The sequence below is a fragment of the Flavobacterium cerinum genome (assembly GCF_004028155.1).
Lineage (GTDB): Bacteria > Bacteroidota > Bacteroidia > Flavobacteriales > Flavobacteriaceae > Flavobacterium > Flavobacterium cerinum.
The window spans coordinates 109216-135130 of the sequence record NZ_SBII01000010.1 but is presented as its reverse complement, the minus strand read 5'-3'; the positions used below and the strand labels follow the sequence as shown (position 1 = coordinate 135130).

24 protein-coding genes and 1 pseudogene are annotated in these 25915 nt (G+C 34.7%); 17 read left to right on the top strand and 8 right to left on the bottom strand.

Annotated features, from left to right (window positions below; translation table 11 throughout):
- Nucleotides 1-266: 266 nt before the first annotated feature.
- Nucleotides 267-1805 (bottom strand): hypothetical protein, encoded by a 1539-nt coding sequence (locus tag EPI11_RS14165; RefSeq protein ID WP_128390638.1) that lies wholly within the window; start codon nt 1803-1805, stop codon nt 267-269.
- Nucleotides 1806-2171: 366 nt separating this feature from the next.
- Nucleotides 2172-2873, bottom strand: coding sequence for a VIT1/CCC1 transporter family protein (locus EPI11_RS14160; protein ID WP_128390637.1), 702 nt, complete (start codon nt 2871-2873; stop codon nt 2172-2174).
- A gap of 200 nt (nt 2874-3073) precedes the next feature.
- On the opposite strand from EPI11_RS14160, the gene EPI11_RS14155 reads away from it, so the two are divergent.
- The 8 genes from EPI11_RS14155 (at nt 3074) to EPI11_RS14120 (ending at nt 8806) form a co-directional block, all read left to right on the top strand.
- Complete coding sequence (locus EPI11_RS14155) at nt 3074-3307, top strand: helix-turn-helix domain-containing protein (protein ID WP_128390636.1); 234 nt, start codon at nt 3074-3076, stop codon at nt 3305-3307.
- Nucleotides 3308-3694: 387 nt separating this feature from the next.
- On the top strand, nt 3695-4366 hold the full coding sequence (locus EPI11_RS14150; RefSeq protein ID WP_128390635.1) for a MarR family winged helix-turn-helix transcriptional regulator: 672 nt from the start codon (nt 3695-3697) through the stop codon (nt 4364-4366).
- A gap of 19 nt (nt 4367-4385) precedes the next feature.
- Nucleotides 4386-5873 carry a phytoene desaturase family protein gene (locus EPI11_RS14145; RefSeq protein WP_128390634.1) on the top strand — a complete coding sequence of 496 codons (1488 nt, stop codon included), beginning with the start codon at nt 4386-4388 and terminating at the stop codon, nt 5871-5873.
- Nucleotides 5874-5880: 7 nt separating this feature from the next.
- Entirely contained in the window at nt 5881-6717 is an 837-nt protein-coding gene (locus EPI11_RS14140) for a phytoene/squalene synthase family protein (RefSeq protein WP_128390633.1), read from the top strand.
- A complete protein-coding gene (locus EPI11_RS14135) occupies nt 6714-7169 on the top strand; it encodes a hypothetical protein (RefSeq protein WP_241657633.1) in 456 nt (151 codons plus the stop codon). The genes EPI11_RS14140 and EPI11_RS14135 overlap by 4 nt, the downstream gene beginning before the upstream one ends.
- A 10-nt stretch (nt 7170-7179) precedes the next feature.
- On the top strand, nt 7180-7638 hold the full coding sequence (locus EPI11_RS14130; RefSeq protein ID WP_128390631.1) for an SRPBCC family protein: 459 nt from the start codon (nt 7180-7182) through the stop codon (nt 7636-7638).
- Nucleotides 7639-7649: 11 nt separating this feature from the next.
- Nucleotides 7650-8105, top strand: coding sequence for a sterol desaturase family protein (locus EPI11_RS14125; RefSeq protein WP_128390630.1), 456 nt, complete (start codon nt 7650-7652; stop codon nt 8103-8105).
- Nucleotides 8105-8806: a lycopene cyclase domain-containing protein gene (locus tag EPI11_RS14120; RefSeq protein WP_128390629.1), complete on the top strand. Its 702-nt coding sequence runs from the start codon at nt 8105-8107 to the stop codon at nt 8804-8806. Before EPI11_RS14125 ends, EPI11_RS14120 begins: the two co-directional genes overlap by 1 nt.
- A 337-nt stretch (nt 8807-9143) precedes the next feature.
- Here EPI11_RS14120 and EPI11_RS14115 read toward each other — a convergent pair whose 3' ends face one another.
- Genes EPI11_RS14115 through EPI11_RS14105 form a run of 3 tightly spaced genes read right to left on the bottom strand, consistent with a single transcriptional unit; the run spans nt 9144 to nt 13623 of the window.
- Entirely contained in the window at nt 9144-11141 is a 1998-nt protein-coding gene (locus EPI11_RS14115) for a M1 family aminopeptidase (protein WP_206619127.1), read from the bottom strand.
- On the bottom strand, nt 11138-12733 hold the full coding sequence (locus EPI11_RS14110; protein ID WP_128390627.1) for an ABC transporter permease: 1596 nt from the start codon (nt 12731-12733) through the stop codon (nt 11138-11140). The genes EPI11_RS14115 and EPI11_RS14110 overlap by 4 nt, the downstream gene beginning before the upstream one ends.
- A gap of 17 nt (nt 12734-12750) precedes the next feature.
- A complete protein-coding gene (locus tag EPI11_RS14105; RefSeq protein ID WP_128390626.1) occupies nt 12751-13623 on the bottom strand; it encodes an ABC transporter ATP-binding protein in 873 nt (290 codons plus the stop codon).
- A 247-nt stretch (nt 13624-13870) separates the two neighbouring features.
- Between EPI11_RS14105 and EPI11_RS14100 the strand changes: the two genes are divergently transcribed.
- The 5 genes from EPI11_RS14100 (at nt 13871) to EPI11_RS14080 (ending at nt 19791) form a co-directional block, all read left to right on the top strand.
- A complete protein-coding gene (locus EPI11_RS14100; RefSeq protein ID WP_128390625.1) occupies nt 13871-15316 on the top strand; it encodes a sensor histidine kinase in 1446 nt (481 codons plus the stop codon).
- On the top strand, nt 15301-15984 hold the full coding sequence (locus EPI11_RS14095) for a response regulator transcription factor (RefSeq protein WP_128390624.1): 684 nt from the start codon (nt 15301-15303) through the stop codon (nt 15982-15984). Before EPI11_RS14100 ends, EPI11_RS14095 begins: the two co-directional genes overlap by 16 nt.
- Before the next feature lie 279 nt (nt 15985-16263).
- Nucleotides 16264-16569, top strand: a complete 306-nt coding sequence (locus EPI11_RS14090) for a hypothetical protein (RefSeq protein WP_128390623.1) — start codon at nt 16264-16266, stop codon at nt 16567-16569.
- A gap of 37 nt (nt 16570-16606) precedes the next feature.
- Nucleotides 16607-17044, top strand: a complete 438-nt coding sequence (locus EPI11_RS14085) for a hypothetical protein (protein WP_128390622.1) — start codon at nt 16607-16609, stop codon at nt 17042-17044.
- A 1376-nt stretch (nt 17045-18420) separates the two neighbouring features.
- Nucleotides 18421-19791 (top strand): hypothetical protein, encoded by a 1371-nt coding sequence (locus tag EPI11_RS14080; protein ID WP_128390621.1) that lies wholly within the window; start codon nt 18421-18423, stop codon nt 19789-19791.
- A 78-nt stretch (nt 19792-19869) separates the two neighbouring features.
- Here the strand turns inward: EPI11_RS14080 and EPI11_RS14075 are convergent, their stop codons facing one another.
- Nucleotides 19870-20535, bottom strand: coding sequence for a hypothetical protein (locus tag EPI11_RS14075; RefSeq protein WP_128390620.1), 666 nt, complete (start codon nt 20533-20535; stop codon nt 19870-19872).
- A 355-nt stretch (nt 20536-20890) separates the two neighbouring features.
- On the opposite strand from EPI11_RS14075, the gene EPI11_RS14070 reads away from it, so the two are divergent.
- The 3 genes from EPI11_RS14070 (at nt 20891) to EPI11_RS14060 (ending at nt 23697) form a co-directional block, all read left to right on the top strand.
- Nucleotides 20891-22033 (top strand): hypothetical protein, encoded by a 1143-nt coding sequence (locus EPI11_RS14070; RefSeq protein WP_128390619.1) that lies wholly within the window; start codon nt 20891-20893, stop codon nt 22031-22033.
- Between the two features lie 276 nt (nt 22034-22309).
- Nucleotides 22310-22723, top strand: a complete 414-nt coding sequence (locus EPI11_RS14065; RefSeq protein WP_128390618.1) for an Imm70 family immunity protein — start codon at nt 22310-22312, stop codon at nt 22721-22723.
- Nucleotides 22724-22812: 89 nt separating this feature from the next.
- The gene (locus EPI11_RS14060) at nt 22813-23697 is read left to right on the top strand and encodes a hypothetical protein (RefSeq protein ID WP_128390617.1); all 885 of its coding nucleotides are present in this window, start codon (nt 22813-22815) and stop codon (nt 23695-23697) included.
- 142 nt (nt 23698-23839) lie between these two features.
- On the opposite strand, the gene EPI11_RS14055 is transcribed toward EPI11_RS14060, so the two are convergent.
- Nucleotides 23840-24052, bottom strand: coding sequence for a hypothetical protein (locus tag EPI11_RS14055; protein WP_128390616.1), 213 nt, complete (start codon nt 24050-24052; stop codon nt 23840-23842).
- 194 nt (nt 24053-24246) lie between these two features.
- Between EPI11_RS14055 and EPI11_RS14050 the strand changes: the two are divergent.
- Nucleotides 24247-25305: pseudogene (locus EPI11_RS14050) on the top strand (YWFCY domain-containing protein); the annotation flags it as partial.
- An 81-nt stretch (nt 25306-25386) separates the two neighbouring features.
- Here the strand turns inward: EPI11_RS14050 and EPI11_RS14045 are convergent.
- Entirely contained in the window at nt 25387-25563 is a 177-nt protein-coding gene (locus EPI11_RS14045) for a histone H1 (RefSeq protein ID WP_128390614.1), read from the bottom strand.
- Nucleotides 25564-25915 lie beyond the last annotated feature (352 nt).

The window sequence follows — 25915 nt, the reverse complement described above, 5'->3', positions numbered from 1 at the left end:
ATTTTAATTTACTCATTGTTATTTGAAATAGTGCCTAAATAAAAATAGAAGGAGGGAGCTGGATTAAATAAAAAACCCGTCTGATTTTACTCAAACGGGTTTAGAAATTATTTTAGATTACTACATATCATTTCCTTCTCGCATTTGAGCCAGTGTGAAAATGATGCTGATATAGTTGATTGAATCTCATTTTGTATATAGTATAATAGTATTTTTACATGATTAATCTATAAAAAAAAATAAGAAGCAATTAGTATTCTCAATAATTATTTATTTAAATAATTTTTAAACGTTTTATTCGTTTTTGAATTTTTCTTCCAGTCATACATGTTTATTTTTCCGGATGCTTTTTTCATTTTAGAAGATTTTGAGGTTCTATCTCCACTATTAATAAAAGTCAATTCACCAGAATAATTTGCTTTGATCGTGTTTTGTCTGTCATCCATTCCTTGTAAATTAATGGTATAAACTCCATTATTTTTATTAATAATTACATTTCCGGTTTTAATCGGTGCGTAATTAGTGAAATCATCATTTTTCATTTCAAAAAACCAAGTTCCAAATTCAAGACCGATTTCGGATCCCGCACCTATACCTGCATTTCCTGCATTTTCATCTCCAATCGGATATGTACCGGCTGGAATTTCTGTGGATACTTCTGTAGGAGTGTAAATACTTATACGCATGAAATCGCCTGTTCCTTCACTAGCCCAATAATATTCTGGATAAGTTGTTACATTTTGATTTAATATGTAAATATCCCATCTATTGTTTTCCTTACCTGCAATTGGTGATTTTCCTTTATATTCAATATAACCGTGATCCAATTGACCAACTTGTCTGTCGGCTTTTAATGTGGTTACTGTATATTCGTCTCCCTGTCTTACTTTTCCAATGTATTTACCAACATGTCTTGAACCGTCCTGCAGCTCAAAGTTAAAACGAACTTCCTGAACGTCTTTGTTGTCCATTACCTTGATCGAACCGTCTGTAATAAACACTTCTTTTGCAATACCTTCTTTACTATTGTTATGTTTAAATGATGCAAAAGCATAATATTGAGCGCCATCTTCTATATCTTCTTGGGTAGCAATACGAAATGATCCTACTTTATATTCAGATGAAGCTTTGTAAGTTTGATTTGGAATCTTTGCTTCCCACGCTTTTGGTGCCATATTATTATAAAATGACAAAGAAATATAATAACCGTCTCCTTTTAATTCACCGTAATTATCGGTTTCTCCCTGCGCAAAATACGCCATATATTCAGCTATATTTGGATGATCATATTCTTGATCTCCCCAATACCATCCGTTTTGTTTATCATATTGAATATCGTATACTGGTTCAATATCGATTGGTCCCTTAAAGTCAACTTTATAAGAAATGTTTAGTTCATTGGTTAAAGTTCCTTTAATAGTGTATATTTCTTCTGATCTGTCTACGGTTAGTTCACCAGAAACAATTTTAGATTGTACGTTTTCTTTAGTTAAGTAACTGTCTGTCGTGATAGAATACAATGCCGCTATTTGTGCTACGCTATATTTAGTTGATTTTAACTCAGCTTCTAATAAATTGCTGTTTGCTACAGGATCTGAAACGAAATTCAATTGAAAGTCACCCTCAGCAGCATGTAATGTAATTTTAAATTTACCAGTGTTGTTTTCGGTTTCTAAATATGTTCCTTGTGCACTTTCGATTGGAGTTGATATTTCTGGCCGATTTGACGAATCATCGTCGCTGCAAGAAATCAATGCCCCATTTACAAAAATAAAAATCCCCAAAATTCTCATTAATTTTTTCATAATTGAATGTGTGTTTAATTATTAAAATTAAGTAGCAGCTAAATTATTATTCAGTATAAAATTGTTGTGCCTAATAAATATTACAACGAGTTTTTTCATTCTTTATTGAGATCTTATACTTTTTATCAGCTATTCTTAACTTTAATTAAATTGTGTGTAAAAAAGAAGTTAATCTGCTAATGTAGCTATGTTACCTATTAAAATCTAAGAAATATGTAATTTTAACTTCTTAAAACGGCGTAAATTTATAGAATTAACAATTTAATTTAAAAGAGGAGTGAAGGGAGGATATTTTTTAAAATGCAGGTATTCAAGGACATTGTTATCCTAAACTACTATTACTCAAAGAGTATATTTGAGATTTAATTATATGGTCTGTACACCAAAAATATAGCCTACCAATGCCGAAATGCACATGGCAACTGTACCCCAAAGACAAATACGCAGTATTGACTTTATTGTATTAGATCCACCTGCTTTAGCTGCTAATGACCCAGAAACAGCCAGGAACAAAATGGCAAATACATATTGGAAAATTACCATATACTTGATTGGCGCCAAGATAGCCACTGCAAGCGGCAGCACACCACCGGCAATAAAAGCAATTGCTGAAGCCATGGCGGCTTGAAATGGTTTTGCTCGTGTCATCTCATTTATGCCTAATTCGTCATGAGCATGAGTTTTTAAGGCATTATAATTTGTCAATTGTATTGCAACCTGATGAGCCATTTCAGGTTGGAGCCCTTTTGCGATGTAAATCTCAGTTAATTCCCGTAATTCTGCTTCAGGCATTTCTTCCAGCTCTTTCTTTTCTCTTTCTAAATCAAAATATTCAATATCACTCTGTGAGCTTACAGATACATATTCCCCTGCAGCCATAGAAAGTGCACCAGCTGTTAAGCCAGCTACTGCAGCTAAAACAATTGGGTTTCTGGAATCGCTGGCAGCAGCAATTCCAATAACGAGGCTTGTTGTAGAAAGGATGCCATCATTAGCACCCAAAACAGCTGCCCGTAGCCAGCCACTTCGGTTAATAAAATGTGTTTCAGGCTTTGTGTTTGGTTTCATTTTTTTGAAATAAATATACACATCAAGACAAATGCTCTAGTAAAGTTAGTTGATAATCAGATTGAAATTGCCAGTCTTTTATGATTATATTTTTTGATTGATAGTTTTAATTTATTCCAAGTCTGAATTAGATATATTTAGCAGGCAAAGGATGATAATCCTCTATCTTTGAGTTTGGTAATATAAACACTAAAAGTACTATGCTGCATTTTAAAGACAAGAGGTTGGTGAAATTTGGAAAGCATGTACATGAATTTAGGCTTAAACTTGGTTTGGAACCGAATGACATAGCTGAAAATAGTTCTATAACACGTAGAGATCTTCAGGCAATCGAAGAAGGGAGCAAGAATTTTGGTTTTACAACTTTTCTTGAACTTGCTAAAGGTATGGGTATAAGCCCTAGTGATTTATTGAATGTAAATCTCGATGATTAATTTTTTTTAGTGATATTTAGTGTTTTTTTTGTTCTCTTAATAAGTTAATACCATAATGCGTATAATCCATTCCTAACTCCTAAGAGGTAAAAGATTATATTATTTCAATAATAAATTTCTGCATGGCTTCATCGCGAAGTTTCACTTCAGCATAGGCAACCAGTCTTTTTCCTGATCGATTAAAGACCTATATCTCCAAAAAGCATTTAAAACTCCATAATCAATAAACATACTATTGCTTATTGACTATGAATAGTATATACCTACATCAGCCAAACTGACTACAATTATTATGTATTATTGAATATGTTTATTGTATTTAAATATACTAAATATTAAATATAATAGTATATTTGTATACTAAATAGTAATTTTATCTATTCCATTATGGACTATAACCTTATCAAAGAAGTTATTCAACTTATTGAAAAATTTGATACAAGTATTGATTCGAAGTTGTATTCGAAGGATTTAGCCGGTTTTAGGCGTTGGATTTTTGATGGTGAAAAAATGAACCAAAATGTTGTTGATGAACCTGGTTGGGAAGGAAAAGAAAACGGCAGAACTCCTGATAGTGTAATAAATACTTTAATCGTACAAATGAACAGGTATGCAAAAACGTATTCAAAATCGGCTATATATAATTCAAAATTCACTACGCAGGAAGATTTTATATATCTGATTAATTTAAAAGCTTTTGGTGCAATGACAAAAACAGATCTGATTAAAAAAAATATCCAAGAGAAACCTGTTGGTATGCAAATAATTAATCGTCTCATTGCGCAGGGCTGGATTGAACAGAAGGACTCATTAGAAGATAGACGTAGTAAGATCATAATGATTACTTCAATGGGAATTGAGGCCCTAGAACAAAATATGATAAAAATTAAGCAGGCGACAGAAATTGTAACCGGCGGCCTTAGTTATGCTGAGAAAATAGAACTAATAAAGCTGCTTAAAAAATTAGAACATTTTCATCAACCCATATATGCTGAAAACATTGACCCTTCACAACTAATTGATGTCGTTTATAATAAATATTTAATCCATAATAATTAACTGAATAGTTACTATATCCATGCAAAATAAACCAGGTTCTAAAAAGACTATAGCTATAATAGGCGCAGGTATTTCCGGTCTTTCAGCTGCTGCTTATGCTGCACAGGCTGGTAATAAGGTGCATGTTTATGAAAAGCATCCTCAGCCCGGGGGAAGAGCGAGACAGTTTAAAACAGAAAACGGTTATGTTTTCGATATGGGACCCAGCTGGTATTGGATGCCGGATATTATTAATGGATTTTTTTCAGATTTTGGTTATAACGCTACTGACTTTTATCATTTGGTATCATTAAACCCACAATTTGAAATGATTTTTCAAGATGGAATAGTTAAGGTTCCGGAATCTTATGAAGATCTCAAAGCATTGTTTGAAACTTTAGAAACAGGGGCAGGTAATAAACTAGATTCCTTCATGAAATCTGCAAAGTACAAATACGAAGTAGGAATGCAGGATTTTGTGAACAAACCATGCTATAGTTGGTCGGAATTTTTCTCTCCAAAGATCGCGGTAAGTGCTTTTAAACTGGATTTACTCTCAAATTTTAGAGCTTATGTCAGCAAATATTTTTCTCATCCGAAATTGAAAGCGCTGATGGAATTCCCTGTTATTTTCCTAGGCGCTTCACCTAAAAATATTCCGGCGCTTTACAGCCTGATGAATTATGGTGGGTATGTTTTAGGGACTTGGTATCCAATGGGAGGATTTTATCAATTGGTATTAGGAATGAAAAAGGTCGCTGAAGAGCAGGGTGCAGTTTTTCATTTTAATCAGAATGTTGAAAAAATAATTACAGAAGAAGGTGTGGCCAAAGGAATAATGGTAAACGGCGAGTTTAAGGAATTTGATGCCATTATTGCCTCTTCTGATTATCATCATACCGAGACATTACTAAGTAGTGAATTACGAAATTATGGAGAAAAGTATTGGGAAAGCCGCACATTTGCACCTTCCTGCCTGATTTACTATTTAGGATTTAAAGAAAAGCTTCCCAATCTGAAACATCATACATTATTTTTCGAAAATGATATGGATGATCATATCGATACAATTTATAAAGATAAAAAATGGCCGGATAAACCATTGTTCTATGTTTGCTGTCCATCCAAAACTGATCCTTATGTAGCTCCTTTAGGGCATGAAAATGTTTTTCTATTGATGCCTTTGGCAACGGGGCTTCCTGATAATGAAAATATTCGGGAGTACTATTTACATGATATGATTAAACGCTTAGAACAACATACAGGGATAAATGATTTGATATCAAAACTGGATTATAAAAGAAGCTATTGTGTTGATGATTTTATAAACGATTACAATGCTTATCAAGGCAATGCTTATGGGCTGGCAAATACATTATCGCAAACAGCAGTATTAAAACCCTCTATAAAAAATAAGCATTTGCCCAATCTATTTTACACAGGGCAGCTTACAGTGCCTGGACCAGGTGTACCTCCGTCTATTATTTCGGGTAAAATTGTTGCAAAAGAAGTAAATAACCTTACATAAAACAGGTATGAAAAAATTATTTGATGAGTTGGCTTATAAAGTAAGTAAGATGGTCACTGAAAAATACAGTACCAGTTTTTCATTAGGAATTTTGGCTCTCAAGCCATCTATACGCCCGTCGATTTATGCGATCTATGGTTATGTACGTTTGGCTGATGAAATTGTAGATAGCTTTCATGATTACGACAAAGCGCTTCTTTTACAACGATTTAAAGCTGAGACCTGGAATGCTTTAGACGAAGGTATTTCCCTGAATCCTATTTTACAATCTTTTCAGGAAACGGTTCATAAATTTGCAATTGACAAACCCTTGATCGAACAATTTTTGCATAGTATGGAAATGGATTTACATCAGATGGATTATAATTCTGATCTTTATAAAGAGTACATTTTGGGTTCGGCTGAAGTAGTAGGGTTGATGTGTCTTCAGATATTTACAGAAGGTAATAAGGAAATATTTGAAAATTTAAAACCTTATGCAATGAAGTTGGGTTCTGCTTTTCAAAAGGTGAATTTTTTACGTGACCTAAAAGAGGATTATGATATTTTAGGACGTACATACTTCCCGAATATCGACATGAAAATTTTTAATAACAAAATTAAATGTCAAATTGAAAATGAGATTGAAGCAGAATTCAAAGAAGCATTGGTTGGTATAAAAAAACTGCCATCTTCTTCAAAATTTGGTGTATACCTGGCCTACAAATACTATTTATCGTTATTTAAAAAAATAAAAAATACACCAGCCGACAAAATAATGAACCAGCGGGTACGTATTCCTAATGGACAAAAACTTTCTTTGGCGATGAGTAGCTATGTACAATATAGAATGGCTATACTATGAAATTTATAAGAATTATTTTAGTTTTTTATACCTTACTTGGTGTTGCTATTAATTCGTATAGCATGGATTTAGAAACAGTAAGATTTAATTATGAAAAAGCTGTTTCAGACAAAATGATTTGTCAATCGATGATCAAAGAATTGAGTACTGGTACTGAAAGTGCAGTACACTTGGCTTATTTAGGAGCATTTCAAACAATATGGGCAAAACATAGTAGTAATCCTATTTCAAAGCTTCGAACATTCAAAAAGGGTAAAAAAAATATTGAAGATGCCGTGATGTCAAAACCGTACAATATAGAAATTAGACTTCTTAGGTTATCCGTTCAGAGTAATTGTCCATCATTTTTAGGATACAGAAAAAACATTGAAGAAGATAAAAAATTTATTCGATCCAATAATAAGAATATAACATGTACTTTTTTGAAAGAATTAATAGCGGTTCTTACTTAAAAAATATAAAATGACTTATCAACTAAAAAGAACGCAGCAGCTTTATTGTGATAATGCAAGTGCGTGGAATTTCTTTTCGTCGCCACACAATCTTTCCAGGATTACTCCCAAAGACATGGGCTTTATTGTAGTAAGCGACCTACCCGATGGAAATATTTATGAAGGAATGATTATTAATTATACGGTGTCGCCTTTGTTAGGCATTCCATTAAAATGGCAGACAGAAATTATACAGGTAGATAACGAAAAGAGTTTTACAGATTTTCAGAAAAAAGGACCTTACAAACTGTGGCATCATCATCATGAGTTCTTTCCGAATGCTGATGGTGTTTTAATGATAGATACAGTGAATTATGAATTGCCATTTGGTATAATCGGCAACATAGTACATGATCTTTTCATAAAGAAAAAATTAAATAATATTTTTAACTACCGTTACAGAGTGTTGGAAGAGTTGTTCAACAAGTAAAAGAACTAAGTATGAACTTTATTATAATATTCATAATATTTATGCTGATGGAATGTGCCACCTGGTTCATTCATAAGTATATAATGCATGGTTTTTTATGGATTTTACATCGTGATCATCATGATCACAGTAGTGAAGGCGCTTTCGAAAAAAATGACTATTTTTTTGTGATTTTTGCAATACCCGCAATTGTATTAATGTACTTTGGCTCATTAAACCATTTTAATTATTTATTTTATATTGGAGTAGGCGTTACTCTTTATGGAATGACCTACTTTTTTGTACACGATATATTTATTCATCAACGAATTGAATTTTTAAAAAATACACAAAATCCTTATCTGTTGTCTATTCGTAGGGCACACAAGCAACATCATAAACATTTAGGAAAGAAAGAAGGTGAATGTTTTGGATTTTTATGGGTACCAATAAAATATTTCAGAATGTATTTTAATAAAGAGAAATAATGAAACCTTATACATATTTGTTAATTAATTTTTTAACCGTTATCATTTGTTTTATTTTTTCTTTTGATAAAAGAATTCAGTTCAACAAGCATTTTTTAGCGTTTTTAAAAGCTGGTGTATTAACTGCTATTCCTTTTATTGCGTGGGATGTATGGTTTACTGCTCATGGAGTGTGGTGGTTTAATAAAGCATATACAACCGGATCAGTTTTTCTAGGATTACCTATAGAAGAGTGGCTGTTTTTTTTCTGTATCCCATTTTCATGTGTGTTTACTTATTACTGTCTCGATAAATTTTTCAATCTTAAATGGGCTAATGCGTTTAACAATATTATTGTTTTCGTTACTGTCATTGTTTGTGTAGTTATAGCCTTGCTGCATTACGATAAAATATACACTTTTGTAACAGCGGTAATAACAGTTGTAACGCTAATTTATCTTCATTTTGCAGCCCGTGTACCCTGGATAGGGCAAGCCTCTTTAGTATACACGATTTTGATGCTAGGTTTTTTCCCTGTTAATGGTGTGTTGACCGGTACCGGTTTAGAGTCACCGATCGTTAATTACAACCCAAATGAATTCCTGAATTTTCGTTTACTTACTATCCCTGTAGAAGATGCTGTTTACGGTTATACACAGTTTTTACTCAATGTTTATTTATTTAAAATATTTAAAAAACCTGAAGATCCAGCCAAACTTTAGGCATGGTATATCAGGCCTGTATCGAGCTTCCAGCGGTAGGCTTAGACGGTTTTGGGATTTTACTGTGTTATTTTTTTGGGAAAAGGCCCGGATCAGTAAATGGAAAAGTATAAACGGAAATATCGAAAACAGCATCTAATCCCAACAAGAGAGGCTGCCTGATTAGGCAGCCTCTCCACTATAGCTCGAGTATAGTACCCATTACCTTCAGTAGTCCAAATAGAGGACAGACATCAAAACAAATATTGCCTTCAGATAAGTAGGGTACAGAAACTGAAGCCCACATTTTTTATGGTCCAGGCTTTACTCTTTAAAATTTGTATACTTTATCTTGATTTTAATCCTGGAGTCTAATGTTATCATCAGGTCTTCTGTCGATCAGGTAATTATACGGATCAATCCCTGAAGAATAAGGTTTCTCACTTGTAAAGAGGGTGTAGGTATTGCCTTTTTTTGTAACCTTTATCCTTTTATAGGCAAGTACCTTTCCTAAAGTGTTACCATTTTCCGGTTCAGCAAATACTGCTATATCAATATAGTTATTAATAGGAATCGCGGTTTCGTTGCCCAAGCCATCTGCCCTGAATTTTTCAGAAACGGTTGTAAATGTAACCTCATATACGCTTCCCACCTTTTTATAGCTTGTTTTTTCTACCTTATTGGAGAACACCGTAATGTTTTCAAACATGTCTGTAATCACATACTGCAGCTCGGGTGGGGTTACATTCCTGAACTCGTTAACGGCATCAATAGATGTTGGGTATGGCGCGTTTTTATATCCGTAGCGAAGCAGTAGATTTTTAAGTGCCTCATCCACTTTTTCCTGACCTATCATTTCTTTAAGGTAATACATTACTACGCTCGCTTTGTTATAATGGATATATTGCTGCCCCTGAGTTTTCATCAGTGGCTGCTCTTCGTCTGTTTCCTGACTTCGTCCGCCCAGGTAGCGGTCCATTTCATACTCCAGGAATTTTTTCATTTTATCTTTCCCATATTCCTTTTCCATAACCATAAGGGCAGAGTACTGCGCAAATCCTTCGCTGAGCAGTTCACTTCCCTGCATATTTGCACCTACAACCTGATGGGCCCAGTACTGGTGTGCCATCTCATGGGCAACAACGTAAAATACCTGGTCAATATCATGTGCGGTAGGGTCACTGAGATCAAGTATAAAACCAATGCCTTCACTGAACGGTATTGTTCCTGGGAAAGCCTGCGCAAAACTGCTATAACGTGGGAATTCTATAATCCTGGCCTGTTTATGCGGATATGGGCCAAAATGGGTTGTGTAATACTCCAATGACTTTTTCATGCTATTAAGCATGTTTGCAACGTTATAGGCATGTTTTTTATCAAAATAGACCTCAAGGTCAATACCTTTCCATTTTGTGCGGGCAACTTCAAATTTAGCAGAGGTAAAAGAATAGAAATTAACCGACTGATGGTCCAGTTTGTAGTTAAAATAGTTTCTTCCTCTTTTCTTCCACGACCTTACTAAAGAACCGGGTGCAATGGCGGTTTGGTCGCCAGAGGTGCTTATAACCGTATTAACCTGTACCCAGTCGGAATCATTACTTAAATAGCTATTCATCCTGGCTTTTACATTCTTATTATCCAGCTTCGCGATAATCTCACGCTTTGGCAACTTATGCTTTTCACGCATTTTTTTATCTGACATCTCAAAATTGCTGTTATATCCAAGTGTCGGCATCAGGTCCGTGTTATTAAAAAAGCTGCCGTTCTGGGTAACTTCCGTAAAACTCACGCTGTTCTCAAATCCCTGCGTAGCCTTTGAAACCTCAACATTTATCATTACAGAATCATTAGCTGCCAATGGTTTGTCAAGCGCATATATCCTATAGTACAATTCATCACTATCCAGGATTAATTTTGCATTTGGAATAGTGATCTTCACGCTGTCAGGCACCAATGGCATAGTGAAATGCAGCTCACGTATGGGTGTGCCGGACCTATTAATTGCCCATGAGGTTATCTTAGCCTTGAAGCTCCTGTCCTCCGGACGCAGGTCAATACTAAAATCAAGGCTGCGGAACCGTGGTTGTGCGAGGTTTTCATATTTCTTGAAGGATTTTTCATACTTAGCTACAATATCTTCCATTTCCTCTGCTGAAGCATAATCATTAAGCACCAAGGTATTGTAATAGATAAAGGCACCAACTGCCATGTAGGCCAATGCACTGACCGCGATGGCAATCCTGTTGTTCCTTATCCTTTTCCATGCTAAATTCAATCGGTAGCCAAAGGTATTTTCATTGCCCTGGTGTAAAATGCAATACACACAAAGGATAGCAGGATTGTAAAAAGGATTCAATAGATGGTAAACCAGACTGTCCCCGGAACAAATGGACCAAAGCCGTTCATATCCGAGTATACAATCGATGGGGTATTTCCGAAAGAAACCATCAGCGAATCTATTTTAAATAGGCTCCATATATAGCCGTTGAATAGGATGAAAACGATAAAAGCGACATAGCCGATATACCTGTTATTGATGGTATAATGCAGCAAAAGCGACAAGATGACAAGGTAAGAGAAATGTAACAGGCGTAGCACTAACAGTGACTTAACGTACAATCCAATCTCATAGTTCGTATAACCGTGAAATGTCTGTGCCAACATCCCGATCAGGATCGTAAAGACAAAAACGATAGCCATCGAAAAAATCACGGCTAAAGCTTTGGAAGCAAAGACTACACCCGTTTTTACAGGCGTCGCATCTTCAATCTCATTGAGCTTTGCATCGCGTTCCTTCCAGACGAGGACCCCGGTGTAAAAAATGACAAAACCAAGCATAAAGGTATTGAAAGAAGTATCTATAACATCAATTACCGTATAGGTAACCGGATATTGCGATGTCCCATAGCTTCCTGTAAAACTGCTCAATGATGTAATAAGCTTGATCAATCCTATAGCCACTACGATCTTGAATACCGGATTAGCTACTATCGACCGTATCTCAAAACGGACCAGGCTGTAAAAGATCTTAAATGAGAAACCTGCTGTAATCTTTGGATAGAAGGTTTCAGTTGCAATCGCAGGTACCGGTAACGTATGTTTTTCTTTTCTTTTTTCGGTACGCTCTTTTTTAAGATGAAAAGAAAAGAAATAGTATACCAGCCAGAGTACAGCCAAACTTACAACAAGCCACACAATCCTGTTTATAAGCAAATCACCTTCCAGACCTATACTGGTCGTGTTTTGGTCTGCAATGGTAAAATACTGTGTCATCCGGCCAAAGGGGTTTCTTCCAAAGGGGTCTATGATACTGGCTATCCATTCTTTTTTAATATCCGTGGCCATTCCATTAGCCATATTAGCAATTACGATAAGAAAAATGACACTTATAAAAGAGACAATGTTGCTCCTGAACAAAAGTGCTAAAGTGTATAGCAATACACCAGCAATAATAACATTCGGTACACCGAACATGATGATCCCATTGATATGCCCTGACCATACCACTTCACCGAAACGTTCGGGTGGTGCCATATTAAAGCCATCCGGAAGCAGTGGGGCAAGCACTGGTGCGAGAAAGGCACCTAATGATATCCCCAGCATCGGGATAACCGAAATAATCGAAGCCCCAAAGAATTTCCCGAAAAAATAATCCTGTTTTTTAATGGGTGAAGAGAAAATGAGTTGGTAAGTATTGTATTGGAAGTCCCGTATTGCGGTCGCATTCATAAAGGCAGTTACCATTACTAAAAAGAATACGGAAAAAATAGCATAGAACCCTTCAATTAGGAAAGGCGCGTTTTTATGCAGGCCTGGAACAGCTCCTCCAAAGTTAACATCTTGCGAGCCGAAAAGGAATACTGACAGAAGGGTAGTGATGAAAAGAAATATCCACACCATTGGCCTTTTTATCCAGTATAGTACTTCGTATTTAATAAATTTCCACATAATTATTGGCTATTGGATTAGACTAATTCTTTAAGTTTTGCAAAAAATACATCTTCCAGGTTTTCCTCAGCAATTGTAAAATTGTTTTGGGGATTTGTATCTGAATAAATATGAATGAGCGGTCGCCCGGCAACCAGTTTGCTCGACAAAACCTGGTACTTTTCATTATAGTCCGATATTTCTGCTTTCTCCACTTTCTGCGCCCATATTTTTCCTTTCACAGCAAGCAGCGCGTCATCGGTAGAACCGCTAAATAGCACTTTTCCCTTATCCATGATTGCCATATTATTGCAAAGCTCACGTACATCCTGTACGATATGAGTAGAAAGTATTACGATTATATTCTCACCTATCTCGCTCAGGATATTGTAAAACCTGTTACGCTCTCCCGGATCAAGGCCTGCTGTTGGTTCATCCACAATAACAAGCTTTGGATTCCCAATAAGAGACTGTGCAATACCAAAGCGCTGCCGCATGCCGCCACTGAAATTGCTAACGGCTTTTTTGCGCTGCTCCCAAAGGTTTACTTTGATTAACAGTTGGTCAACGATATATTTCCTGTCCGTTTTTGAGGCTATACCTTTCAGCAGTGCTAGATGGTTAAGGAGCTCTTCAGCCGAGGTCCTTGGATAAACCCCAAACTCCTGCGGAAGGTAACCAAGGACCTGTCGTAAGGCATCTTTATCGTTAAGTAGATCGATCGCCCCTAAGGTAATAGTGCCTTTATCTACATCCTGCAAGGTAGCTAATGTTCTCATTAACGTTGATTTGCCTGCACCGTTCGGTCCCAAAAGCCCAAACATTCCCTTACCTATTTCAAGAGATACGTTATCCAGGGCCTGAACACCATTACTATACTTTTTCTCTAAATTTTTAATTAGTAGTTCCATATTTTTTCCTATTTTATTCTTGTAATTTTTTTTTCTTTTGTAGCAGTTTCTCCTTAACTTAAGTATAGTTGCCCTGCTAGTGCAGGTAACTTCATATTTCTAAAAGCTGGTTTATAAACACCTGAGTGTTTGCTCTTAAGTTATTTACCGTGGTAAAATAACGACAATTGAAAAGTGCAATAGGTTAATTTAGGTTAACGTGTGTTAACCGGGTTTTTTCTTCGTGAATTGTATCTATTTTTGTATTATGGAAAGAAAGCCCCAGAATAGAATAATCTACACTATTGCAGCCACAGTGCTATTAACGATCTGTATACAGGTATATTGGAACATCAAAAATTACGGCACTAACAAATTGCAGGTGCTTAATGATGTCCAGACAGCCCTGGATAACAGTGTGGATTTCTATTATACCGACCTTGCCAAAACCACGGTCAAGACAATAGATACGCAAAATGAGATCTTTAACGAGGTAGGAAACAATTCGGAGGTACAGGTGATGGTAGACAGCATTATAAAATCGACGATCAATGAGGCAAAAGACTCTATTCAGAATAGTACAGATGCCGACAGCCCCCCGGGTTCACATTCCATAACCCGGACCTTTGGCATAACCCCGGGCTTACCACCCGAAGACCGTAACAATGTTGAGGCCCTGGCTACTAAAATTGTAATTTCATTAATTAATGGTGAAATAGATTTTAAAAAATTCTCAACAGACCTTACAACTGAACTGACCAAAAGAGGCTTTGATTTTAAATATGTAATCACACACTCCAGAAATGGTAAAGTGTTAGCCCACTATGGTAACACCAGCGAAAAAAAATTACCACTTTCGGTACAGTCTCAATCTGCTTATCTGCCAGAAGGAACGATACTTAAACTGCAATTCCCTGATATTACATCGCTGGCCCTTCAAAAAGGCTTCCTTAGCATTCTATTATCATTCCTGCTCTCTGCCAGCATAATTGCAAGTTTACTGTACTTGCTCAGGGTTATTAACCGTCAAAAGCAGGTAGCCGAAATCAAGAATGACTTTATGAGTAATATATCGCATGAGCTCAAAACACCAATAACAATATCTTTAAGTGCAAATGAAGCTATATTAAGGTTTAATAAAGATGCCGACACTACAAGAACGGAAAAATTCATTGATATCTCTAACCAGCAGCTGCATAAGCTTAACCTTATTGTTGAAAAAATACTGGAAACGGCCGTACTGGATACCGACCAGCTTACAATAAAAAAAGAGAAGACTGATCTTGTAAAATTATTACGTGATATTGTTGAGAAGCAACAGATGAATACACCGAAAAAAATTGATTTTTCCTCTACCTATAATGCTATCGATGCCCATATAGACCGTTTCCATTTTGAAAATGTTGTAGCTAACGTTATTGAAAATGCAATTAAATATGGAGGTGATATAATTGAAGTTGCCCTAAGCCAGACTTCTTACACTGTTAGTATAACCATAGCTGACAATGGCACCCCGATTGAAAAGGGCCAGAGGGAAAAAATATTCGATAAGTTCTACAGGATACCTAAAAAAAACATACACGATACTAAAGGTTTTGGAATTGGCCTTTATTACGCCAGGGAAATTATGCAAAAACATCTTGGAAACCTTGAAATCGTTCCCGACCTTAATAAGACTATCTTTAAAATTACAATGCCATGGCTGATAAAATAAGAGTATTGCTTGCAGAAGATGAACCTTCATTGGCATTTATCATTAAGGAAAGTCTTGAAACCAGGGACTTTTTGGTTTCCATTTATGGTGATGGTGAGGAAGCGCTTGCGGGCTACCGAAAGGACAGTCCCCAAATACTGATACTGGATGTAATGATGCCAAAAAAAGACGGCTTTACCCTTGCAAAGGAGATACGCCTGTCAGACCGAAACACCCCTATCATATTCCTTACGGCAAAATCGCAGACCAGCGATGTTGTTGAAGGATTTCAGCATGGTGGCAACGACTATCTCAAAAAACCCTTCAGCATGGAAGAACTTATTGTAAGGGTGCATGCATTACTGAACAGGTTAGAGCTTCCGGTAAATCATAAAGAAGGGATTGCCATTGGGCAGTATGTTTTTAATTATACCAGGCAGTCCCTTAAATTTAACGAGGAGGAGGAGCAACTAACGCACAGAGAGGCCGAAGTGCTTTTGCATCTTTATAAAAGCCGGAATGAAGTTGTTGATAAATCTGTCCTTTTGAAAGAACTATGGGGCGACGATGATTTTTTTAGTGGGCGCAGCCTGGACGTTTTTATTACAAAACTGCGAAAAAAGCTAACTAAAGATGATAAAGTCCTGATAGTAAACAGTCGTGGTTATGGCTATAAACTACTATGTTAAGACACTTTGACTGCATCTGTGAAATCTCTAAAAGCTCACCTCACTTCGTTAACATATATTAACATACGATAAGTCTTAATAACTATTTACTGGCAAACGTTAATTTAAATTTGCATCATATTAATTTTTAATAACATATATGATGACAACTAATTTTTTTTATGCGTTGCATTCTTTATATCACTGGCGGGATTGGCGCAAACGGACAATATGTTTGCATGACAGCTAGATATTCTCCTCAAGGCATTTAATACTAAAGCTCAAACCCTTATTGAGCCGTTGCTCAACGAAGCTTATACCATTGCAGGAGTAACGCGAGGCGCTGAAGATCTGGTGCTGCCGCAAGTACTACCACAACTAACTGCCTTAGACTCTTGCACGATCGAGAAAACGAGCCAGGAACAACACGGAACAAGGGTGGCAACGGTGTTTTTTGATTCTTTGACACGTTTTGGTTATCAGGGCAATTTTTTGTTTAGCAGCGAATCTAAAATCAGGGAATTGAATATCGTAGACACAGCGGAAATACAAACCGTTATAAAAAGAGTATTACACAACAAAGTTGAAACATACCGGAAACAATAATACAGTCATTAATTAAAAATCATAAAAACGTAAAAACATGAAAATTTCATCTCAAAAAAACAAAATTAGAAAAACGGTTTTAACAGCAATACTATTAATTCCAATTTTATCATTTGCACAAAAGGAAGACTATAAAAAAGAACTCGATATTATTTTCGAGACCTTTAAGACAGACAATTATGAATTAATAGAACCTCTAATTATTCCGGAGGTATGGATATCCGACAACATACCCACAGGATTAAATGACCAGGTAATACCTTTGGTGCTTGAACAGATTCCCAGTCCGGATAGTTATAAAATACTACGATCTGAAGCTATAGGATCGAAACAGTTAATTACCACTGAATACCATTACAGCGATGGTAAAACAAGATTGCAATACTTCACATTCAATGCCAATAAAAAAATAATAAAACTGGATATACTTAGAGATGCCAAGAAAGTAGAAACTACTTACGGAGGCCAAAATTGAAAATATCCTGCCGATATTAATGCTTGATTGATTGGTTGAAAGATAGTTGTGCTGACTTTTCATTTAGTTTGCACAGCTATCGCATTATAACTGTTGGTGATTACATTCAAAGAAGAAATGACGAACATTCAGGAGTATATCGATTTTCTTCAAAAACTAGAAACTCTCAGCACTGCTGAGAGTTTCTAGTTTTAAATAAAAATAAATTTTCAGAATGACTCATTAGTTTTTAAATTAATTAAGAATAATAAAACAGTCAGGGAATTTTAGGGAATTCATGGGGATTTTTTTTTCACTTATATTGTAATCAAATATGTATGTTTTAAGCAAAAAAAAGTACACTGATAGGTGTACTTAGGTTTTGAGAATTTGTATGTTGTGATCAGAGAAAGATAAAAGAAAAATTTGTGAAGACCCGTTTTTCCGGGGATTTTTAAAATTAACGCTTTCTTAGATGAGTAGCTCTAAAGCCTATTTTTTGATGTTTTTTGGAAGGTGCGCCACGAATATGCCATGCTTACTCTAAAACTACCTTAAGTCATCAACCTACTTCTCCTTAATTCACAATAACCTGTCGTAAATTTATTTTTTAATCTATCTTATTGAGCTCCTGCACGAAGCCGACTTATTTTAAAGAACATTATCATTCGATTTGAATAGATATAAATTTACTGAAATATAATATTCCAAAAAAAAAAACGCAATATTTTTTCTTTTTTGAACTTCAGAGGTCTGTTCTATTAATAAGAGGCATCACTTTTTTAAACCGTATACTACCAGTCGATATCGGTGTGTGATGCGAACCAATATGTTTGGGTAAACTTATTTTCCATTTCTCTGTGTTCCTCTGCCAGAGCCCTTAAAGCAAACCTTTCTTCGCTGTCCTTCGTGCCGCTGTATTTTGCGGCAATGCTATCATAATTTAGTCAAAGCTTTTTTCTTGGAAAGACTGAAAGAAAACAGTTTACTCAGGTGCTCTTCCCAAGCATGCCACTGGCCAACTTCCAACTCAACTCTATTGGTCATTATTTGATTTTCCATGCTTCATTATTTTTGCAGACAGTTTTTGAGAAGACCTAAACCAATTGCTCTTTTTTTTGTAGCTGCCTTTTGGATATCCGGCATTTCATTTGTGGTAACCTGGTTTTCTTTCTCTCCTTTTTTATTGGTGAGATTTTCACTTTCACTTTGCTTTTCAGATTTTGAAAGACCTTTTCCTGTTTCTCGCTGTTTTGAGAATGCACTTTAATTTTTTTTTTGCATGGCATTGTAAACTTTGGGGTATATTGCGTGGAATAAGTACATCAGTCTCGCCCCAAACCTCGCCAAGCCTGGCGAACGTTGAACAATATATTATTCAGACCGAAACAAATATTATGAAACATACATTTTTGCTGGCCTTTTTATTTTTGACCACTTTTAGTTTTGGACAAAAAACCACTTTCAATATCAAATATTCTGAACAATTGGCTGTGTTTGTCTTTATGCAAAATATTTCTGAAAGCTACCCTCAGAATGTCTTCAAAACTGAATTTCAAAAATCAAGATACAACAATGACCATTATAAAGATATCGTCTCAAAATTTGACAAATTAGCCATTGACTACAGCTATTCTTTTGACGGGTTTCCCTATGGTTCAAAAATTCCAATGCAAACTAGGGATATTTTGAAGAAAAATTTAATAGAAACCAAGAATTTGAACGACTTTAAGCTTCGTTCCGTTGGTATTCTTCCTAACAAAACGGTGTGTGATTTGGCAGAAATGATTACACTATTTACACCAATTTATAACGAATTAATTTATAACCCAAACAAGGAACAATTTGAAAAACAACTGGTAGAAATTACAAGATATTCCAAAGAGCATCGAATTGAAGTTTTTTTTGAAATAGGCCTATTGTTTTATAATTCCAGTTGGGACAATTCTATTCCTTTTGAAATTGCATTCTACCCTTTACCAAATTCTCCAGGATTTACAGCACAAGCATTTTACAATAATTTCATTAGTGCCATTCAAACCAATCTAAAAGATTACAAGGACTTGTTTAGTGTTATGCTTCACGAAACTTTCCACATCATTTATGACGAGCAATCACTTGAAGTGAAAAAAGATATTGACAAATTTTTCAAAGAAAATAAGTCGAAAAGCAGCAATTACTCCTATCAGATTTTGAATGAAGTTTTGGCAACGGCTTTGGGTAACGGATACGTCTATGAAAAATTAGATGGGAAAATAGACTCAAATGATTGGTATTACCACAAGTACATTAATCTGTTGGCAAGAAAGATATATCCCATCATAACAGATTACATTGCCCAAAAAAAGCCAATGGATAAAGATTTCATTGACAATTATATCAGGATCTATGATGAAAATTTCCCGGATTGGATCAATAAACTTGATAACATTATGGCCTATAGATACATAATTTCAGAGAATCAAGATGACTTTAATTCAATCAGAGAAATGTTTTGGTACCGTTCAAGTGAAGAAAATGACACTGAAATCAGTGAAGCTAGCATAGATAAAATGCAAAAAACTCCATTGACAAAGATAATTATCGTGTCAAAGAACAATAAAGAGAAACTAAAACTTATAAGGAAGCAATTTACTGAACTCAAAAAGTGGCATTTTAACGCCGACAAAGATTTTAGCTATAAAATCCTTTTGGAAGACAAGAGCCAGCTAATACTATTAAATCAAAAGACAGCAACAATTGAAACACTTATCAAAACACTAAAATAAAAATGTATCTTAATAGCAACTGTTTGCTAAGGATGAAAAATCCAGCTATTGGCTATATTCGTTCAGGAGAAGGGAACTTTATGGACTCAGTCGGCAGCCTAATTTGCGGCCACTTTGCCCCAAAACGATTGGGTCACATTCGGGTTTTGGGTTAATGAGTTTTATTTTTTCATAGAAATGATAGAAATTCTTGTTCCATATCGTGTAATTATGCGCAAACTTAAATGTTATTTCATCGGCAGTTCCTTGTTTTATTTTTACCTGCCAAAGCCGCCCATTATTTATTTGAATAGATGTTTTACTAATTTCGGTAATGTCGCTAAGTTTAAAAATTGCTTTTTGAAATTCCTTATTTACGGCATAAAAGTTTTCGTCATCAAAATAAAACTCATCGTCGCTAATTAACCCCTTTTCAAGTCCGAATAGAAAAGGTCGGGTTGATATCTTTTTCAGTTGAAAATTAGTGTTTTCAGAATTTGAATAAGTGATTTTATTATTTTTCGGTTTAAAACCAATGATATACTTTCTATAGATTTCTCCAATTAAAAAAAATGAAAAAATCAAACCGCTAATTGTGATTAAAAGAACAAAATAATCACCAATTTTATCAGCATTTAGAGATATCGCTACAATGAATAATACGTAAATTATGGAAACAATTACTATTCTTTTTACCATTCTTTTTTTAATTTCTGCTAAGGTATTGAACTTGTCGATAACTTCTATGACTAAATTGCTGGTCATTTGGGTTTCAGTAGTAAGTAGTTAGTCTTTACAAAAAATCAGCTACTTTAGTCAACGTGTGAGTTTCGGAAAAAACTTGACGAATTGATAAATGTCTAATTTATGCCCCACAATTGGAGATAAACGATTATCGATAAATTAAAATGCTCTCACTATTATTGATAACAAAAACATAGCGATTTAGATACTTTGCTTACCGAAAGCAAATTGGAGATACTGTTGCTTGCTGTTTATAATATCCGGGTTGGACCTAAAAATACATAAAGCGGGGGATAAGCCGTTTCCCATAATGTCCTTACCTTAGCTGAAGACAGAAGAATTTTAATATTGCCATCCCACCTAATAAATAAAACCATTGAAAAAACTTATCGTACTACTAGGATTCCTCCCCTTTATTACCTCGTGCAAAGGCCAGGACAAAATAGACTTATTCCAACTGCATCTCAATGAGACCATTGAAAGCCTAATCGATTTTGATGACATCAAAAGAATCGGTATTGAAACTGTTGAATATCCCTTTTGCTTGTTGATTGAAGTTTCGGATGGTATTAACTATACTTTTGACGGCATTGATCTGACAGGACAAAAGGTATTTTTCCAGATCGATTCGGAAATGCTTAAAACGGACAGCCTGACCAAACAGGGTGGTGGACATATTGACATGGAACCCTTCAGAGACAAGACCGCATTGACTGCTATCCTAAAAAAGTATACAGCAGCAAATACACTCTATGGTATCAGGATAGAAATGAAAACTGAGAAATTAAAGAAACAGATCCTTACAAAATTGGAAAAAAAATACGGAAAAGGAATTAAAAATCCCAATACCGATAATGGACTCTACTGGAATCTGAAGGAAGCTAATAAGTTTATTTTCTTTGCTCCTGATTACGACCGGTTAATTATTTTAAACAATACTGATCTTTCCAAGACTTGTTACTGGGATATTATGAATGGGACGATTGATTTTGGAGGGTGCAACAAGGAAGAGTATACGAAGGAATTGCTTAAAAACGCACATCCTAAAAAAGAAAGAACCGAAAAGTTAGCTGTGAGGATTGATAAAGATTGGAATCTCAACGATTTTGTTGTGGGAAAAACAACTGAGCAGGATTTTTTGTCCTCGTCAACCAATCAAAACTTTGAAAGAATGATTGTAATAGACGGCAGCAAAGCTTCGGCTAAAGAAATATCCTATAACAATGAGGGAAAAACACTTTTTTTCAATTTTTCAGTGAGTCACGATGTTGAAAATAAAAAAAACAACGTCTTAAAGGGGTATAGTTTTCAGTATTTTAAGAAGGGAGATATCTCATTTGAAAATGGCCTTCGACCGGGTATCTCTTTTAAGGACGCTATCAAGTTATTCAGCAAAAATGAAATCAAGAATTATGAAGATTTAAAATTTTCGAATTATATAGAAATACAAAAGGAAAACTATACGGTGACACTTAACTTTGACGGTGACTATTTGTTTTCGGGTATCTATATAAAATGAGCAGTAGTCTGAATTTAACTCGTTGGAAAATGAGGAGTTATTTGTAATGCTTCATTTAAGATTGGCAACCAAGTTTGACCAGTCTTCCATATATTGATTAAATGCTGCATATGTAAGCGATTGCCCCTCACAGAAAAGCGTCCTTTTTTGCATATATTAGTTGTTCGTTATTCTATATAGAGGCCGATATGCAGTTTAAATACTGCAAAAATTGCTCTAATTTATAAATGATTTTTGTTCAAAAATTTATAAATTTATTTAATAAATAAATTTTCGATGGTAGGTCTAAAAGTTGGTCCAATATTTTATAAAGTAGGTACTGGAGACCTTTTGCACAGTTTTTTTTCTTCAATCGCTTATAACCTTGAGGATAATAAATGGGGAGCAAAGTTTCCTTTTATAATGAAAGAGTTATATGCCAAGGAATTATCAGTTGAAGATATTCCTCAGGCTGTAAAAGAGATTAATTTAATAAGAGAAACATTCAAAGATTATGCACCTAATTGTGTAATATGGGATATAGAAAATCTTGAAAAACGTCCACCATGGGGTGATGATATTGCTGCCCATATAACTAGCTTATCTAATTATTTTCACACTAGTGAGGGGCAGGACTTATTTGAAACATTCTTAAAAGCCTTGGAGACAGCAGCAATAATAAAAAAAGTTTTAAAAATTAAAAGCCTTTAATTTTTATGTTGACATAATCTTAATTAATATTGATTTTTAATCATAGGTTAATATGATTGTAAACCATAAATCTGTAAAATATAAACCCTATGAATTCAACAGATAAAAAGATTAAAGAAACAATTGCTGAATTAAAAGAGTGGTTGGATAAACCGACACGCAAAGAAGAAGATTATCAGAAAAGAATTACTGAAATAAATGAAGAGTTAAAGTCGGAAAAACTAAGGAAGTCGATTCGATTACAATTTGAGTATTTAGACAATTGGTATTGTAATAATTTTGTTTATGAATTATTAACAACTAATTATACTACTTATAAAGTTGATGCTTGTGCAAATGGGTGTCATAACTTATTGATATCAAATAAATTGGCAGAATTATATCTTAACAATCCACCAAAACCAGCTTTTGATAAAGCTGTCTATTGGCTTGCCAATTGTTTATCTCAAAAGTGGTATAAGGAAAGTGAAATATTGATCGAAATTATTAATAATGGATTAGAGTCAAAATTTCTTGATGGTGGATGGGATATAAAAACAGCATCATGGTTTATATTGGTAATAGCAAATAATGGGTTTCAAAAATCTGTTGATTTTTCTGGTTTTAATTATCCTGAGCATATGGGGGTGTATCAAAAAGCTTTAGATAATTGGGATACTGAAAATTTAGCTTTATTGGATGAGATCGTTTCAAGTCTCTGTGAATTTCACTTAAACGAAGCTTCCAATGGTGATTTAAGCGACATCGCAGCAAAGAGTGACCCTATGTTTTTTCAGTTCAGCAGTACAAGATGGTTTGTTTATGCTTTTGAAATCTTAGCATGGTTAAGCGTTAGAGAAAAGAGAAGCTTAAGAAATCCTGAGAAATTTAGTCATCCGTTGATGAATATTGAGCTAAATAAATTAGCTAAAGAAAGTGCCTCAATGCCTATTAATGAGCTTTTTGAAAAAGTTATGGATAAGTTAAATTCTTAAAACAGGATTATTGTTAGATAAAATTGCTGCTATATTTAGTATATAAAGATCTGTTAGAAAATTTGCAGCGTATTAGTGGGGAAATACAAGCCTTGCTGGAGAAATTGAAACATAAAGGATCATATTAAGAGAGAACCCTGCATCAGGCTTCTCTCTTAATTTTCAGTTCAACTTCACTGTTATACCCCGGATGGTAGGATGGCGTATATTTTATATATTCAAAATCCTGAAGTTTCTTAAAGTAATTATGGCAAGTAGGCAGGGTAGATACATGAGATAAAGCCATAATTTTACTCCTGCTGACCTTAATCACACTTTTGTGACCCTGCCTGTATCCCAGATGCAGAATTGCCATCAAAAACGCAATATTTTTTCTTTTTTGGACTTTATCATTGTCAAATTACTATTTAAGAATTTTACATTTTGCTGCTGGAATTACGCTTACAACAAGGAGCTTGGAATATAGAGGATTTTCAACTTAAAAAAAAACTCTGTTTGCTTATCGTTTTAAAGAGAATGTGAAAGGAATACTAAAGTGAACTATTTGATAACTTCATGAAATCCAAGCTGGTTGCATTGTTATTTTTAACTATCAGCCTTGTTGGTGCAACAGGGAAGAAGGATGATAAGCTTAGTTTTAAAACAGCATTCGCTTATATGATCACAGGGCTGGTTACCTTTTTTGTAAGTTATGTATTCCTGCATATGCCTTATGGTATCCAATGGAAGGCTATTCTTTATATTGGTGTTACTTCTGTCGGATTTTTGTTGATGCTTTCAGGTGGAACTTTACTGTCCAGAATTATAAAAGACAGATTAAATGGCAACGACACTTTTAATACTGAAAACGAGACTTTCCCACAGGAAGAGCGCCTTCTGCTGAATGAAAATTCCATTAATATTCCTATGCGCTACCAACTGAAAAACAAATGGAGAAATGGATATCTGAATGTGCTCGCCCCATATCGAAGTTCATTGATATCAGGAAGTGCGGGAGCAGGTAAAACCGTTTTTGTGGTCAGGGAATATATAACCCAATCACTTGCTAAAGAAGACCCGTATGCCATGCTGGTGTACGATTTCAAATTTCCTGACCTTTCGAAGGTAGCTTATAATCATTTTCTGAAGAACAAACATAAGTATAAAGGTCAACCGGAGTGTCTTTTTCTAAATTGTGAAGATCCATCCAGGTCGCATCGTGGTAATCCACTCGAACCACAGTTCATGATTGACATAACGGATGCCACGGAATCATCAAGGACAATACTGTTAGGACTAAATAAGGAATGGCAAAAGAAACAGGGAGACTTTTTTGTAGAGTCACCAATTAACTTTTTTACGGCAATAATCTGGTATTTGAGAAAGGTGTATGATGGTGAATATTGTACACTGCCACATGCGATAGAATTGATACAATTGGAGTATGATGTGCTGTTTACCATACTCAGAACCCAGAAGGAAATCGAGGTGCTTATCAATCCTTTTATTAATGCTTACCTAAATGACGCTATTGAGCAGCTCGAGGGTCAAATCGCCAGTGCAAAAATAGCCTTGGCGATATATAAACAATATCAGGAACTGATTGTAAAGTATAGGTTAGAAGAATAACTTTAATTTTCTTTATCATAATACGTAAAAGAATAAACCTCGCCTATACATTTTAAGCGAGGTTTTATTTTATCTAAAATATTACTTCTTAGATTCTTCGATAGAAACTTTTCTAAATTCTTTTAATAGTTTCTCCAACTCTAAAGTTGATTTACGAGCTCTTGCTCCGGCAGCTTTAACACCTTTCTCAATTAGTGAGTCAGATTCGGTTTTAAAAGTTTCGATTTCAGCATTGATTTTTTCAATTAGATCTTTCATATTTCTACGTTGTTAAATTATGGGGCGCAAAAATATTAGTTTCTCCGTGTTTCCAATAACTTTTATTTGAAAATTACTTTATCGATCCATAGATTAAAGTGATTTTTTCTTCTCCCTAATTAGAATTCATTTTTTTTGAATTTCTAAGTTTGGTATAATACAAATTAAAACTTCCCCTTTGTTAAGCAATTGCTGGCAATTCGATTAAAAATCGAATAAAATTATTTAAATAGTAAGTATTGTTACTTCAATATTATTTATGTTAATTTTAACATAAATAATATAAAATAATGATTTTTTAATAAAAACATAAGCAAATATTTATTCATATAGATAAATATATATTTTTGAC